The organism is Bradyrhizobium retamae (assembly GCF_001440415.1).
Lineage (GTDB): Bacteria > Pseudomonadota > Alphaproteobacteria > Rhizobiales > Xanthobacteraceae > Bradyrhizobium > Bradyrhizobium retamae.
Genome location: NZ_LLYA01000046.1, coordinates 85,554 through 99,171, shown reverse-complemented (window position 1 = coordinate 99,171; position 13,618 = coordinate 85,554). Strand labels below are relative to the sequence as shown.

The window sequence follows — 13,618 nt, the reverse complement described above, 5'->3', positions numbered from 1 at the left end:
GACGTTGGGCCGGCCGGATGGTGTTTTTGGAGGAGCCGCACCATAACCGCTGCGCAGGGGAGGGCAACGCCTTCGTTGGTGGGCGGGGCCGGATTCGTGCTAGGATAGGTTCCTCAAGAACCTCACAAAAAAGGGAGTGACATCGCATGGGCGTCAGCGTGGGCGTGCTCGACCATTTCAACATCCGGACCCGCAACCTTGCCGATACGGTCCGGTTCTATGAGGACATTCTGGGCCTGGAAAAGGGCGCCCGGCCCAACTTCGCATTTCCCGGGGCGTGGATGTACAGCGAGGGCAAGGCGGTGGTGCACCTCGTCGATATTTCCAAGACCGACGAGCCGCAAAAGCCCGATTCCGGCGTTGTCCACCATGTCGCGTTTGCCAGCTATGGCTTTGACGGCATGAAGCGGCGGCTGGAGCAGAAGGGCATGGCGTACGACTCCCGGCAGGTTCCGGGCGGTGACCTCTGGCAGATCTTCGTCAATGACCCCAATGGCGTGATGATCGAGCTGAACTACGAGGCGGCGAAGGAGCAGGCGGCTGCCGGCCCCGCGGAGCGGCGGGATGACGTAGGAGCGAGATAGCCTTTTGTGCTGAACCGCTCTATGGGTCGCATCAGACTGGCATAGCGTCTTGGAACGCGGCTCCGCTTTCGGACTTGGTCCGGAGCGGGTCGGGTTCGCGGCAAGAATGCGCGTCAAAACAAGCGAGTAGGGCCCGGTTCTCGCTCGGAACTGCAAGGGCTTCAGGAGATGCGCGAGTGAGGGTAACACAGCAACAGGTTCTCGATGCCCTCAGCCGGGTGGCCTCGCCGCGCGGCGCGCCACTGACCAATGCCAACGTGCTGTCGGCGATCTCGGTCACCGACGGCAAGGTGTTCTTCTCCATCAATGTCGACGCTGCCGAGGCTAGAGCCTGGGAAAGCGTGCGCGCGCAAGCCGAAGCTGCAGTGCGCGCGATCCCCGGTGTCAGCACGGCGATGATCGCGCTCACGGCCGAGCGCAAGCCCGGTGCTCCGCAGGCCGCGCCCGCGGCGCATCGGCATGCGCATGGCGTGCAACCCGCTTCCGCCCACCGCCCGCCGCAGGGCGCGGCGTCGCCGATGTCGAAGCAGGCGGAAATTCCTGGCGTTGCCGCCGTCATCGCCGTGGCCTCGGGCAAGGGCGGTGTCGGCAAGTCGACCACCGCGCTCAATTTGGCGCTTGGCCTGCGCGACCTCGGCCTGCGCGTCGGGCTGCTCGATGCCGACATTTACGGCCCCTCAGTGCCGCGGCTCACCGGCATCAATGAGAAGCCGCAGCTCAACGACGACCGCAAAATGATTCCGATCAAGCGTTTCGGGCTTTCGATCATGTCGATCGGCTTCCTAGTCGAGGAAGACACCGCGATGATCTGGCGCGGGCCGATGGTGATGTCGGCGATCACCCAGATGCTGCGTGACGTGGCGTGGGGCACGCTCGATATTCTCGTCGTCGACATGCCGCCCGGTACGGGGGACGCGCAATTGACCCTGGCGCAGAACGTGCCGCTGAAGGGAGCGGTGATTATCTCAACTCCGCAGGACCTCTCCCTGATCGACGCGCGGCGGGGGCTTGCGATGTTCAAGAAGGTCAACGTGCCGGTGCTCGGCATTGTCGAGAACATGAGTTATTTCCAGTGTCCCGAGTGCGGCACGCGCTCGGACATTTTCGGCCATGGCGGCGCGCGCCATGAGGCGGAGCGGCTGGGTGTCCCATTCCTGGGCGAAATCCCGCTGCACATGTCGATCCGGACCACCTCGGATGAAGGTAATCCGGTTGTGGCGAGCGAGCCTGATGGCCCGCATGCCGCGGTCTACCGGGCCATCGGGACCAAGGTTCGCGACCAGCTTCAGGGCGCGATTGCCGCAGCCTGAAGCTGCTTTGTTCTCGCCCATACGACTTTCGTTTAATCAGTGCAGTCATGCCTTTGTCGCGTTTTCGAACGCGAACTTCCGTGTTAAAGCGCCCCCGCCAGAGCGCCCCGGATGCCGTGGAATTCGTCCCGCCGGAGGAACGCTCGAGGAAATTTGGGAAACGACCCGAAGGAGAGCTTGAATGAAGCGTCGTGATTTTTTGAAGGTTTCAGCGGCCGGTGCTGCCGCGACAGCCGTTGCCTCGCCGGCGATCGCGCAATCGTCGCCTGAGATCAAATGGCGCCTGACGTCGAGCTTCCCGAAGTCGCTCGACACCATCTATGGCGGTGGCGAGTACCTGGCGAAGCAGGTTGCCGAGATGACCGACAACAAGTTCCAGATCCAGGTCTTCCAGGCCGGCGAGCTGGTACCGGCTCTGCAGGCGCTCGACGCCGTCTCCAAGAACACGGTCGAGATGTGCCACACTGTTTCGTATTACTATGTTGGCAAGGATCCGACCTTTGCGATCTTTGCCTCGGTGCCGTTCGGCCTCAATGCACGCCAGCAGAACTCATGGCTGGCGCAAGGCGGCGGTAACGAACTCGCCAACGAGTTTTTCAAGAAGTCCGGCGTGATCGGCTTCCCCTGCGGCAACACCGGCACCCAGATGGGCGGCTGGTTTCGCAAGGAGATCAAGACGGTTGCCGATCTGTCGGGCCTCAAGATGCGCATCGGCGGCATTGCCGGCCAGGTCCTCCAGAAGCTGGGCGTGGTGCCGCAGCAGATCGGCGGCGGCGATATCTATCCGGCGCTCGAAAAGGGCACCATCGATGCCGCGGAGTGGGTCGGCCCGTACGATGACGAGAAGCTCGGCTTCGCGAAGGTCGCAAAGTACTACTACTATCCCGGCTTCTGGGAAGGTGGCCCCACGGTTCACGCCTTCGCCAATCTGGAGAAGTGGAATGAACTTCCGAAGGGCTATCAGGCGATCCTTACGAATGCCGCAGCGAACACCAACGCCTGGATGAATGCGCGCTACGACATGCAGAATCCGGCGGCGTTGAAGCGCCTCGTCGCCAGCGGCACGCAGCTTCGTCCGTTCACCAACGAAGTGCTGGAAGCTTGCCTGAAGTCGACCAACGAATTGTGGGCCGAAATCTCCGGCAAGAACGCGGACTTCAAGAAGGCAATCGACGCGATGCAGGCCTATCGCTCCGACCAGTATCTGTGGTGGCAGGTCGCCGAATATACCTACGACAGTTTCATGATCCGTTCGCGCACGCGCGGCTGATCGGAGCCCGATACCTATCCCAACAGCTTACGAGGAAGCCCGGCCTTCGCAAGAAGGTCGGGCTTTTTCGCGTTTCCATCCAATTACTTATGGAAATTGGCGGCCGGATGTTCCATGCTCGATCCCAAGCCTCGAGACGAAGGCTGACCGGCACAACCAAAAGGGATGAAATATGAAGCGAAGAGATTTTCTCAAAGTAACCGGCTTGGGTGCGGCAGGTGCTGCAACGATCGCAGCGCCCGCGATTGCGCAGGGCTTGCCCGAAATCAAGTGGCGCATGCCGACGAGCTGGCCGAAGTCCTTGGACACGCTCTATGGCGGTGCCGAATTGATGGCCAAGATGGTCGGCGAAGCCACCGACAACAAATTCCAGATCCAGACATTTGCCGGCGGTGAAATCGTCCCCGGCCTGCAGGTTCTCGACGCCGTGCAGAACGGCACCGTCGAGATCGGCCATACCGCATCATACTACTATTTCGGCAAGGATCCGACCTTCACCTTCGGCTCTGCGGTGCCGTTCGGGCCGAACATGCGTCTCAACCAGGCCTGGTACATGCTTGGCGGCGGCAGGGATCTGCTCAACGAATTCTACAAGAAGTATAACGTGACATCGCTGCTCGCCGGCAACACCGGCGCGCAGATGGGCGGTTGGTACCGCAAGGAGATCAAGACGCCCGAGGACCTGAAGGGGCTGAAGTTGCGCATCGGCGGCTTTGCCGGTCGTGCGCTGCAGAAGCTTGGCGTCGTCCCGCAGCAGATCGCGGGCGGCGACATTTACCCGGCGCTCGAAAAGGGCACCATCGATGCCGCGGAGTGGGTCGGCCCCTACGACGACGAGAAGCTCGGCTTCGCGAAGGTTGCACCCAACTACTACTATCCCGGCTGGTGGGAAGGCGGCCCGATGCTGCTGGCCTTTGTCAATCTCGACAAGTGGAACGCCTTGCCGAAACACTACCAGTCGGTTCTCGAGCAGGCCGGCCACTACGCCAACAACTGGATGATGGCGAAGTACGATCAGGCCAATCCGCCCGCGTTGCGCAAGTTGATCGCAGCCGGCGCCAAGCTGCGCCCGTTCCCGGCGCCGGTGATGGAAGCCTGTTACAAGGCGGCGAAGGAGTTGCACAGCGAAGTCGCAGCCAGCAACGCCGATTTCAAGAAGGTGTATGAATCGCTGACGTCGTTCTCGAACAACGGCTATCAGTGGTTCCAGGTGGCCGAACTCGGATACGACGGCTTCATGGCGCGTCACTCGCAGGGCTGATTTCGTCGAACTTGCCAAAGCAAAAAACCCCGGAGCGAAAGCTCCGGGGTTCTTTGTTTGGGGGAAGCGGATGATGTGAGCCGGGGCGCTATTGTTTGGGCTGCCCGAAATCCAGCGGCGGCAATTCGATCTGCGGCACCTCGATCTTGATCGAGTTCGGATCGATGGTCGACGCCGCGCCCTTGTAGTGCATCACCATCCCCGGGAACATGATGACCAGCACCACCATGACGACCTGAATGACGACGAACGGCACCGCGCCCCAATAGATCTGGCCGGTCGTCACAGGATCCATGCGCTTGCCGGTGATGCGGTCGATATAGGATTCCTTCGGCGCCACCGATCGCAGATAGAACAGCGCGAAGCCGAACGGCGGGTGCATGAACGACGTCTGCATGTTGACGCCAAGGATGATGCCGAACCAGATCAGGTCGATGCCGAGCTTTTCCGCCGCGGGTCCGAGCAACGGAATGATGATGAAGGCCAGTTCGAAGAAGTCGAGGAAGAAGGCCAGGACGAAGACGAGGGCGTTGACGAAAAGGAGGAAGCCGATCTGGCCGCCGGGCAGGGAGGTCAAGAGATGCTCGACCCAGATGTGGCCGTTCACGCCGTAGAACGTCAGCGAGAAAACGCGCGCGCCGATCAGGATGAAGATCACGAAGGCCGACAGCTTGGCCGTCGATTCCGTCGCTTGCCGGATCAGATCCCAGCTCAGCCGGCGCTTGGCGGCGCCGAGAATGAGTGCACCGGCCGCGCCCATCGCGCCGCCTTCGGTCGGCGTGGCGACACCGATGAAGATGGTGCCGAGCACCAGGAAGATCAGGAATAGCGGCGGTACCATCACGAACGTGGTTTGCTGCGCCATCGCGGAGAGAAAGCGGAAGCCGGAAACCTTGTGGATCAACCAGTTCACCACAGCCACGAAGAAGGCGAACAGGATGCCATAGAACATGCTGAGCACGACGTAATCGGCGCCGCGCGATTCCGAATGGCGCATCATGAACCAGCCGAAAACGCAACTCGCTATGAAGAGGACGCCGAGCGACCAAAGTCCGCGGCTGCCATCAGGCTCACGGAAACCGACCGCTTCCACTGGCAGACCCGGAGCAGCCTTGGGAAAGATCATGCTTACCAGGAACGCGTAGCCGGCATACAAGCCAGCGAGCACCATTCCCGGGATGAACGCGCCCTCGTACATGTCGCCGACCGACTTGCCGAGCTGGTCGGCCATCACGATCAGGACGAGAGAGGGAGGAATGATCTGCGCCAGCGTACCGGAAGCGGCGATGACGCCGGACGCCATCCTTCGGTCGTAGCCATAGCGCAACATGATCGGCAGCGAGATGAGGCCCATCGAGATGACGGAAGCGGCAACGACACCTGTGGTCGCCGCGAGCAACGCGCCGACGAAAATGACGGCATAGGCGAGGCCGCCGCGGATCGTGCCGAACAATTGTCCGATAGTATCGAGCAGATCCTCGGCCATGCCCGACCGTTCGAGCACCAGCCCCATGAATGTGAAGAACGGAATGGCGAGCAGCGTGTCGTTGTTCATCACGCCGTAGACGCGCTCAGGCAGCGCTTGCAGGAAGTCCGGCCGGAACTCGCCCAGCTCGATGCCGACGAAGGCGAAGATCAGTCCAACCGCGCCGAGCGAAAATGCCGCCGGATAGCCCAGCAGCAGGATAATCACCAGTGACGCGAACATGATCGGCGCCATGTTGGCGATGAGAAAAGCAGTCATCTAGTCCCCCTGAGATCGCGCGCCGACGATCAGCGTTTTTCGATCGCCTCGACGAGGTGTTCGACCTCGGCTTCGAGAGCATGCATCTGCGATGCGTGTGGATCCGGAATCAGGCCGCGCATCACGGCGATTCGCTTGATCAGTTCGGAAATGCCTTGAGCGAACAGGAACACGAACCCGATGATGATCAGCGATTTGGCCGGCCACTGTGGCAGACCACCGGCATTGCCGGACTGTTCGTTGATTTCAACCGAGCGCATGAAAAACGGACCGCCGGTGATGATCATCACGATGCAGAGTGGCATCAGGAAAAATACGTGGCCGATGATATCGACGATATCCCGCCAGCGCTTGGAAAACAGGTTGTTTACGATATCGATGCGGATGTGCTCGTTGTCGAGCATCGTCCACGGCGAGCACAGCAGAAAGACAACGCCGAACAGCACCCACTGCAGCTCCAGCCAGGAATTCGACGACACGTCGAAAGTCTTGCGCACGATCGCGTTGGTGGCCGAGATGAGCACGGCTATCAGAATGAGCCACGCCAGGCGTTTGCCCGTCCACCGCGTGAACGCGTCGATTCCCCGGCTCAATTTCAAGAGCGATTGCAACGATGACCCTCCCAGACTGACGCCTCTGCCGTCTTGACCGCGCCGTTGGGCGCAGCCGGCTTATCCTGCCGAGCTAGCATGAAGCCGATGCACCAAACCAGCGCTCGCTGCTGCCGTCAATCGGAAGTTTGTTGATATTGAAGGGGAATATTTTGTCTGCGGAATTACCATTGCGCCTTGGCTTAGGCGGCAGGCTGTGGGCACGACTTGGTCAACGAGTCATTGTTTGCCAGCGCAACTGCTACTGCTGCTTGCGCGGACCCAAATCCAGCGGCGGCAATTCGATCTGCGGAACCTCGATTCTGATCTTGCTGATGTCCTCCGCGCTCACCGGCTTGTCCAGCAACACGGTAACGGTCCAGGGGAAAGCGATCACCAGCGCGACCATGATGACTTGCAGGCCGATCCAGGGGATCGCTCCCCAATAGATGTCGGAACTCTTGACTTCCTTGGGCGCCACGCCGCGCAGGTAAAACAGCGCAAAGCCGAACGGCGGATGCAGGAACGACGTCTGCATGTTGACGCACAGCATCACGCCGAACCAGATCAAAGCCGCATCCGCGCCGACCACTGGCGCCAGCACCTTTTGCGCAATCGGCGCAACCATCGGCAGGATGATGAAGGCGATCTCGAAGAAGTCGAGGAAGAACGCCAGGAAGAAGATGAACAGGTTGATGAAGATCAGGAAGCCCCAGACCCCGCCGGGTACCGAGGTCAGCATGTGCTCCAGCCAGACGCCGCCGGAGACGCCGAGGAACACCACGGAAAAGCAGGTCGAACCGATCAGGATGAACACCACCATCGAGGTGAGGCGCATCGTCGACTGATAGCCCTGACGGATGAGGTCGCGGAGGTCGGGAATGCGCACGGCTTCCAGACAAATCCAGATCACGGCGAGATAGGTGATTGCGAAGGCGATCTTGAACAGAAAGCTGCCCGTGTAGAGGATTCCGAGAATCGTTCCGACGCCTGCGGCGACGATGCCGATCAGCAGAATCCCGTTGCCGGCCGCGCTGAATTCCTTGTGATGTATTGCGGCAAGCACGACGGCGCCAACGGCGCCCATCGCGCCGGCTTCGGTCGGCGTCGCCAGGCCCAGCATCATGGTGCCGAGCACGACGAAGATCAGCACCGCCGAGGGGATGATTCCCATCAGGCATTTTCGCCACAGCGGCCAGCCGGTCAGCGTCAACGCCGACCTCGGCACCGGCGGCACGTGATCCGGCTTGATGATGCCGAGAAGGAAGGTGTAGCCGGCGAACAGCGCGATCTGGAATAGCGATGGTCCCCAGGCGCCCAGATACATGTCGCCGACCGACTTGCCAAGCTGGTCGGCCAACACGATCAGCACCAGCGACGGTGGCACCAACTGGGTGATGGTGCCCGAGGCCGCCAGCACGCCGGTGATGTAGCGCATGTTGTAGCCATAGCGGATCATCACCGGCATCGAGATCAGTGCCATGGCGATGACCTGCGCCGCCACCGTGCCGGTAATCGCGCCGAGAATGAAGCCGACGATGATGACGGAGTAGCCTAGTCCGCCGCGCACCGGGCCGAACAACTGGCCCATCGAATCCAGCATGTCTTCGGCCAGACCGCATCGTTCGAGGACCGCGCCCATGAAGGTGAAGAAAGGGATCGCCAGCAGCAATTCGTTGGCCAGCACGCTGCCGAAGATGCGGCCCGGAATCGCCTGCATGAAGCTGAAGTCGAAAAAGCCGAGATGGATCGCGAGAAAGCCGAATGAGAATCCGACCGCCGCCAGCGTGAATGCGACGGGAAAGCCGATCAGCATCGCCAGAATAAGTCCGCCGAACATCAGCGGCGGCATCATTTCCAGCGTGATCATTGCACCGGTCTTTCGTACCTGGCATCGATGGTCACGAGATTCTGCAGCGCGGCGACGCGCTTGATGACCTCCGAGACGCCCTGCAGCGCCAGCATCACGAAGCCTGCGGGCACGACGAGCTTGATCGGCCAGCGCAACAGGCCTCCGGCGTTGCTGGATTCCTCGGCGACGGCGTAGGCTTGCAGGAAGAACGGCCAGGACAGCCAGGTCAGCAGCAGGCAGGCCGGGATCAGGAAGCACAGCGTTCCGATCAGGTCGAGCCAGAGCTGGCCGCGTTCAGAGAGCATCAAATAGAAGATTTCGACGCGAACATGCTCGTTGCGCTTGAAGGTGTAGGAGGCGCCGAACATCACGAAGATGGCGAACATGTACCACTGCAGTTCGAGCCAGCCGTTGGAGCTATAGCCGAACGCGTAGCGGATCATCGCGTTGCCGGCGCTGACCGTGCACGCTGCGAGGACCAGAAAGTTGCAGAGATTGCCGATCTTTTCGTTGAGCAGATCGATGCCGGCACTGAGTGCTAACAACGGCCGCATAATACCTGCCCGGGCGGTGGCCACGACGCCATCGCCGATGTCGCGATCGATTGCATCGATCGTCCTCCCCCCTTTTTGCGCTTCCGCCGTCTTTGCCGCTCCGTTCAGGTGCGGTGGCCTGTCCAGCCATGCTGGCGTGAAGCAGCCGCACCATTCCAGCGCGCTGCAACAGCGTCAATCGGAAAATACGTTGGACGATATGGGGCTGCGGTAACTAGCCGCCCGTCACGCTCATGTGGCGCGAGACGCTCGGGCGATTATGCCGGCGGTCGATGATGAAGTCGTGGCCCTTCGGCTTCAGCCCGATGGCGCGATCAATCGCTGCCGAAAGCAGGTCGTCGTCGGCGGAGGCCCGCAACGGCTTGCGCAGATCGGAGGCATCCTCATGGCCGAGGCAGGTGTGCAGCGTACCGGTGCAGGTGATCCGCACGCGGTTGCAGGACTCGCAGAAATTATGCGTCATCGGCGTGATGAAGCCGAGTTTGCCGCCGGTCTCGGTGACGCGCACGTAGCGGGCGGGGCCGCCGGTGTCATCGTCGAGATCGGTCAGCGTGTAGTGCTGCGCAAGGCGGGCACGGAGCAGCGACAGCGGCACGTACTGGTCGATCCGCCCTTCGCCGATGTCGCCCATCGGCATGACTTCGATCAGCGTCAACGCCATGCCCTTGCCGTGCGCCCATTCCATCAGCGAGGGGATCTCTTCCTCGTTCACGTTCTTCAGCGCCACCGCATTGATCTTGACCGCAAGTCCTGCGTCCTGCGCGGCCTCTATGCCGGCCAAAACCTTGTCGAGATCGCCCCAGCGCGTGATGGCGCGGAACCGTGCGGCATCGAGCGTGTCGAGCGAGACGTTGACGCGGCGGACGCCGCAGTCGCGCAGTTCGGCCGCGAAGCGCGCCAGTTGCGAGCCGTTGGTGGTCAGCGTCAGCTCATCGAGCGCGCCGCTTCCAAGATGCCGCGACAGCGAGCGTACCAGCGACATCACGTTGCGCCGGACCAGCGGCTCGCCACCGGTGAGGCGGATCTTGCGCACGCCCTTGGCGATGAAGGCCGAGCACAGCCGATCGAGTTCCTCCAGCGTCAGGAGATCCTTCTTCGGCAGGAACGTCATGTCCTCGGACATGCAGTAGAAGCAGCGCAGGTCGCAGCGATCGGTCACCGACACGCGCAGATACCGGATGGTCCGGCCGAAGGGATCGACCATCGGACGTATCAGCTGATCGGGTGACGGGAAGCCGCTCATTCAAACTGCCTCTAAAGGGGCCGCGTGCTGGTTCGCTAGCATAATCTAGGCACCTTGTAAGGCGCCTACAATCGCAACCTCTCAAAGGGGGCCGCGGGGCAGAGTGGGGGGATCTGTGGCGATCCAATAATAGCTGTAAAATCAAACGGTTAAACCCGTAAAGCGGCCGCTGAGCCCATCCACGGCGGCCGGTAATTCGCGCATATGCCCGATCAGCCGGTCGGGCTTAAGCTGGGCGATCGGAACGTCGGTGTAGCCGAATTCGACCCCAATCACGGGAACGCCGGCCCGCCTGGCGACGCCGACGTCAGGTCCCGCATCGCCGACCATGATGGTCGCGCCAATATCCCCGCCGGCCCGCGCCACCGTCTGCTGCAGGATCACGGGGTCGGGCTTGGAGACGCCGAACGTGTCGGCGCCGCAGATCGCGGCGAAACGTCCGCTCAAGCCCAGTTCGTCGAGCAGCCGCTTCGACAGCCATTCCAGCTTGTTGGTGCAGACCGCAAAACGACAGCCCTGCGCCTCGAGATCGTCGAGGGCAGCCTCCAGGCCCTCGAAGGGGCGCGATTCCACGGCGATATGGGCGCCGTAATAATCGACAAAGTCCCTGGTGAGACGGTCGATGTCGTCGGTGCTTGTCGCACGGCCCTCCAGCTCCAGCCCACGTTCGATCAGCTTGCGGGCGCCCGCGCCGATCATGTTGCGCGCGGCACGCAGCGGCACCGGCGGCAATCCCTCGCGATCGAGCACGAAATTGAGCGCGGCGATCAGGTCGGGCGCGGTGTCGACCAGCGTACCGTCGAGGTCGAAGACTACAGTGCGGGGAAGGCTCATCCGGAATTCGCTATCCGCAGGCGGGCCTTCATGCAAGTAGGGAAGGGCCAAATTCTGGGGGAGACATGGCCATGCGCGAATTTGCCGGCAAAACAGCTTTCGTTACCGGTGGCGCCGCCGGCATAGGATTTGCGCTCGGCCGTGCGTTTGCGGAAGCAGGCATGAACGTGATGCTCGCCGATATCGAATCAGACGCGCTCCTGGAAGCGATGAAGCGCCTCGATGAATTCGCCCCCCGCATCCGCGGCATCATCTGCGACGTCGCGGATCCCGAAAGCGTCAAGCGCGCGGCGCAAGCTTCGTTCGATGCGTTCGGAAACGTCCATGTGCTCTGTAACAACGCCGGCGTCGCTGCGGGGGGCGGCATCGACAATATTTCGCTCGACAATTGGCGATGGGTAATCGACGTCAATCTGATGGGCGTGCTGCACGGTATCGCAAGTTTCTTGCCGCATATTCGCGAGCATGGCGAGGGCGGCCATATCGTCAACACGGCATCGATGGCCGGCATGCAAGGCGGCCTGGGATTCAGCCCCTATGGGGCGAGCAAATTTGCAGTCGTCAGCATGTCTGAGGGCCTTAACATACAGCTCAAGCCGCATGGCATCGGCGTTAGCGTGCTGTGTCCGAGCTATGTGCGTACCCGCATCGGCGAGAGCGGACGCAATCGACCCGAACGCTACGGTCAACCGCCGCCGCTCGAGCCCGCGAGCCCGGCGGCGGCTTTGGTCGCCGAGATTGCGCGGAATATCAATGCGGGACTAGAACCCGACGCGGTTGCCGCGCGCGTGCTCGCCGCAATCCGGGACGATGAACTCTATATTTTCACTCATCCCGGCATGCGTGCCGAGGTCGAGCCGCGTTTCGCCGCTATTTTGGCAGCGATGGATGGGGTTTCGCGGTCATAATCCTGCTTATGCAAGACTTTAGGCGCTGTTCCCAAGGCCAAAACGACGCTAGACATGCGCCCGCGGATCGGCGGATTCTGGGAGCATCGTCAGCGTGGATATGGATGGACTTAAACGGCAAGCCGCGGCACGGGCGCTGGAGCATGTGCAGGATGGCATGAAGCTCGGGCTCGGCACCGGCTCGACCGCCAAGCATTTTGTCGAACTGCTCGGCGAGAGGGTTGCCGGCGGGATGAAGGTGATCGGCGTGCCGACCTCGGAAGCGACCCGCGCCCAGGCCGAGGCCTGCAAAATTCCGCTCACCACGCTCGATGAAGTCGACCGGCTCGATCTCACCGTCGATGGTGCCGACGAGCTAGATCCCGCCCTCAACCTGATCAAGGGTGGCGGTGGGGCGCTGCTCCGGGAGAAGATCGTGGCGGCGGCGTCCGATCGCATGATCGTGATTGCCGATGATACCAAATGGGTCGATGTTCTCGGCCGCTTCCCCCTACCTGTAGAGGTGATTCCGTTCGGGCTGGCCGCCACCCAGCGGGCCATGGCCGCGGCATTTGCCCAAAGCGGTGTTTCTGGGCAAATGGGGCTCCGCAAGGGCAAGGACGGCCACGTTTTTGTCACCGATGGCGGCCACTGGATTGTCGATGCCCATCTCGGGCGTATCGCCGATGCGCCGCGTCTGGCGGGCCAGTTGAGCCTGATCCCGGGGGTCGTCGAGCACGGGTTGTTCATTGGTCTGGCCAGCACCGCCGTCCTGGCAGGTGCCCAGGGAATTCGCGTAGTTGAGCGGCGGTAACGCCGGTAATCGAGGAGAATTGGAATGAAGAGGCTTTCACGGATTTTGTCGGCGGCCGGCCTTGCGGTGGGGCTGGCCCTGACCGGCGCTCCGGCTGGCGCGCAGCAGAAGAACGCGCCGGCGGCGCCTGCGACCGCGCCACTCAAGCCCGGTTCACCGGCGGCGATCGCCGCCGCCAAGGAAATCCTGGCGATGAAGAATGCGGCCGCGATGTACGCCAACGCCGTTCCCAATCTCGTCGAGCAGACCAAGAACGTGCTGATGCAGAGCAATCTGAACTATCAGAAGGATCTTAACGAGGTCGCCGTGATCGTGGCCAAGAATCTCGCCGGCCGCGAAAAGGAGATCGGCGAAGGCATGGCGCAGGTCTACGCCAATGAGTTCACCGAGCAAGAGTTGAAGGACCTCGTGACCTTCTACAAGTCGCCGCTCGGCCAGAAGCTGCTCGCGAACGAGCCCCGCGCCATTCAGTTCAGCATGTCCTACATGAACCAGTGGGCGCAGCAATTTGCTGAAGTCATCAACGGCCAGTTCCGCGCCGAGATGAAGAAGCGCGGCAAGGATATCTGATCTTCAAGCGAAGCATGCCCTCGGACTTGATTCGAGGGTGGACTTCCGGTTCGCATGAAGAAAACGCGTCAAATATAAGAGAGCAAACGGACGACTTCGGGCGGG

The 13,618-nt window shown here is 61.7% G+C and carries 13 protein-coding genes; 7 read left to right on the top strand and 6 right to left on the bottom strand.

Annotated elements, in window-relative coordinates:
- Nucleotides 1–146 precede the first annotated feature (146 nt).
- The 4 genes from CQ13_RS07885 (at nucleotide 147) to CQ13_RS07870 (ending at nucleotide 4,425) form a co-directional block, all read left to right on the top strand.
- Nucleotides 147–584 (top strand): VOC family protein, encoded by a 438-nt coding sequence (locus CQ13_RS07885; protein WP_057842426.1) that lies wholly within the window; start codon nucleotides 147–149, stop codon nucleotides 582–584.
- A 176-nt stretch (nucleotides 585–760) separates the two neighbouring features.
- Nucleotides 761–1,894 (top strand): Mrp/NBP35 family ATP-binding protein, encoded by a 1,134-nt coding sequence (locus CQ13_RS07880; RefSeq protein WP_057842425.1) that lies wholly within the window; start codon nucleotides 761–763, stop codon nucleotides 1,892–1,894.
- Nucleotides 1,895–2,075: 181 nt separating this feature from the next.
- Entirely contained in the window at nucleotides 2,076–3,164 is a 1,089-nt protein-coding gene (locus CQ13_RS07875; RefSeq protein ID WP_057842424.1) for a TRAP transporter substrate-binding protein, read from the top strand.
- A gap of 172 nt (nucleotides 3,165–3,336) precedes the next feature.
- Nucleotides 3,337–4,425 carry a TRAP transporter substrate-binding protein gene (locus tag CQ13_RS07870; protein WP_057842423.1) on the top strand — a complete coding sequence of 363 codons (1,089 nt, stop codon included), beginning with the start codon at nucleotides 3,337–3,339 and terminating at the stop codon, nucleotides 4,423–4,425.
- An 88-nt stretch (nucleotides 4,426–4,513) separates the two neighbouring features.
- Here CQ13_RS07870 and CQ13_RS07865 read toward each other — a convergent pair whose 3' ends face one another.
- The 6 genes from CQ13_RS07865 to CQ13_RS07840 all read right to left on the bottom strand — a co-directional run bounded on the left by CQ13_RS07865 (nucleotide 4,514) and on the right by CQ13_RS07840 (nucleotide 11,242).
- Nucleotides 4,514–6,169: a TRAP transporter large permease gene (locus tag CQ13_RS07865; protein WP_057842422.1), complete on the bottom strand. Its 1,656-nt coding sequence runs from the start codon at nucleotides 6,167–6,169 to the stop codon at nucleotides 4,514–4,516.
- 29 nt (nucleotides 6,170–6,198) lie between these two features.
- The gene (locus CQ13_RS07860) at nucleotides 6,199–6,780 is read right to left on the bottom strand and encodes a TRAP transporter small permease subunit (protein WP_028349796.1); all 582 of its coding nucleotides are present in this window, start codon (nucleotides 6,778–6,780) and stop codon (nucleotides 6,199–6,201) included.
- Nucleotides 6,781–7,021: 241 nt separating this feature from the next.
- Nucleotides 7,022–8,629, bottom strand: a complete 1,608-nt coding sequence (locus tag CQ13_RS07855) for a TRAP transporter large permease (protein WP_057842421.1) — start codon at nucleotides 8,627–8,629, stop codon at nucleotides 7,022–7,024.
- Nucleotides 8,626–9,165, bottom strand: a complete 540-nt coding sequence (locus CQ13_RS07850) for a TRAP transporter small permease subunit (RefSeq protein WP_057842497.1) — start codon at nucleotides 9,163–9,165, stop codon at nucleotides 8,626–8,628. The genes CQ13_RS07855 and CQ13_RS07850 overlap by 4 nt, the downstream gene beginning before the upstream one ends.
- Nucleotides 9,166–9,379: 214 nt before the next feature.
- Nucleotides 9,380–10,408 (bottom strand): GTP 3',8-cyclase MoaA, encoded by a 1,029-nt coding sequence (moaA, locus tag CQ13_RS07845; RefSeq protein WP_057842420.1) that lies wholly within the window; start codon nucleotides 10,406–10,408, stop codon nucleotides 9,380–9,382.
- Nucleotides 10,409–10,549: 141 nt separating this feature from the next.
- Complete coding sequence (locus CQ13_RS07840) at nucleotides 10,550–11,242, bottom strand: HAD family hydrolase (RefSeq protein ID WP_057842419.1); 693 nt, start codon at nucleotides 11,240–11,242, stop codon at nucleotides 10,550–10,552.
- Nucleotides 11,243–11,313: 71 nt separating this feature from the next.
- Here CQ13_RS07840 and CQ13_RS07835 point away from each other — a divergent pair, with 71 nt between their 5' ends.
- The 3 genes from CQ13_RS07835 to CQ13_RS07825 all read left to right on the top strand — a co-directional run bounded on the left by CQ13_RS07835 (nucleotide 11,314) and on the right by CQ13_RS07825 (nucleotide 13,513).
- Nucleotides 11,314–12,150 carry an SDR family NAD(P)-dependent oxidoreductase gene (locus CQ13_RS07835; protein WP_057842496.1) on the top strand — a complete coding sequence of 279 codons (837 nt, stop codon included), beginning with the start codon at nucleotides 11,314–11,316 and terminating at the stop codon, nucleotides 12,148–12,150.
- A gap of 94 nt (nucleotides 12,151–12,244) precedes the next feature.
- Nucleotides 12,245–12,943 carry a ribose-5-phosphate isomerase RpiA gene (gene rpiA, locus CQ13_RS07830; RefSeq protein WP_156433566.1) on the top strand — a complete coding sequence of 233 codons (699 nt, stop codon included), beginning with the start codon at nucleotides 12,245–12,247 and terminating at the stop codon, nucleotides 12,941–12,943.
- A 24-nt stretch (nucleotides 12,944–12,967) separates the two neighbouring features.
- On the top strand, nucleotides 12,968–13,513 hold the full coding sequence (locus CQ13_RS07825) for a DUF2059 domain-containing protein (protein ID WP_028349790.1): 546 nt from the start codon (nucleotides 12,968–12,970) through the stop codon (nucleotides 13,511–13,513).
- Nucleotides 13,514–13,618 lie beyond the last annotated feature (105 nt).

Bases quoted from the DNA above. Each gene is read 5' to 3' on its own strand.
- CQ13_RS07835 (WP_057842496.1), top strand. From the start codon at position 11,314: ATGCGCGAATTTGCCGGCAAAACAGCTTTCGTTACCGGTGGCGCCGCC.
- CQ13_RS07840 (WP_057842419.1), bottom strand. From the start codon at position 11,242: ATGAGCCTTCCCCGCACTGTAGTCTTCGACCTCGACGGTACGCTGGTC.
- CQ13_RS07885 (WP_057842426.1), top strand. From the start codon at position 147: ATGGGCGTCAGCGTGGGCGTGCTCGACCATTTCAACATCCGGACCCGC.
- CQ13_RS07875 (WP_057842424.1), top strand. From the start codon at position 2,076: ATGAAGCGTCGTGATTTTTTGAAGGTTTCAGCGGCCGGTGCTGCCGCG.
- CQ13_RS07855 (WP_057842421.1), bottom strand. From the start codon at position 8,629: ATGATCACGCTGGAAATGATGCCGCCGCTGATGTTCGGCGGACTTATT.
- CQ13_RS07865 (WP_057842422.1), bottom strand. From the start codon at position 6,169: ATGACTGCTTTTCTCATCGCCAACATGGCGCCGATCATGTTCGCGTCA.
- CQ13_RS07850 (WP_057842497.1), bottom strand. From the start codon at position 9,165: ATGCGGCCGTTGTTAGCACTCAGTGCCGGCATCGATCTGCTCAACGAA.
- CQ13_RS07870 (WP_057842423.1), top strand. From the start codon at position 3,337: ATGAAGCGAAGAGATTTTCTCAAAGTAACCGGCTTGGGTGCGGCAGGT.
- CQ13_RS07825 (WP_028349790.1), top strand. From the start codon at position 12,968: ATGAAGAGGCTTTCACGGATTTTGTCGGCGGCCGGCCTTGCGGTGGGG.
- moaA (WP_057842420.1), bottom strand. From the start codon at position 10,408: ATGAGCGGCTTCCCGTCACCCGATCAGCTGATACGTCCGATGGTCGAT.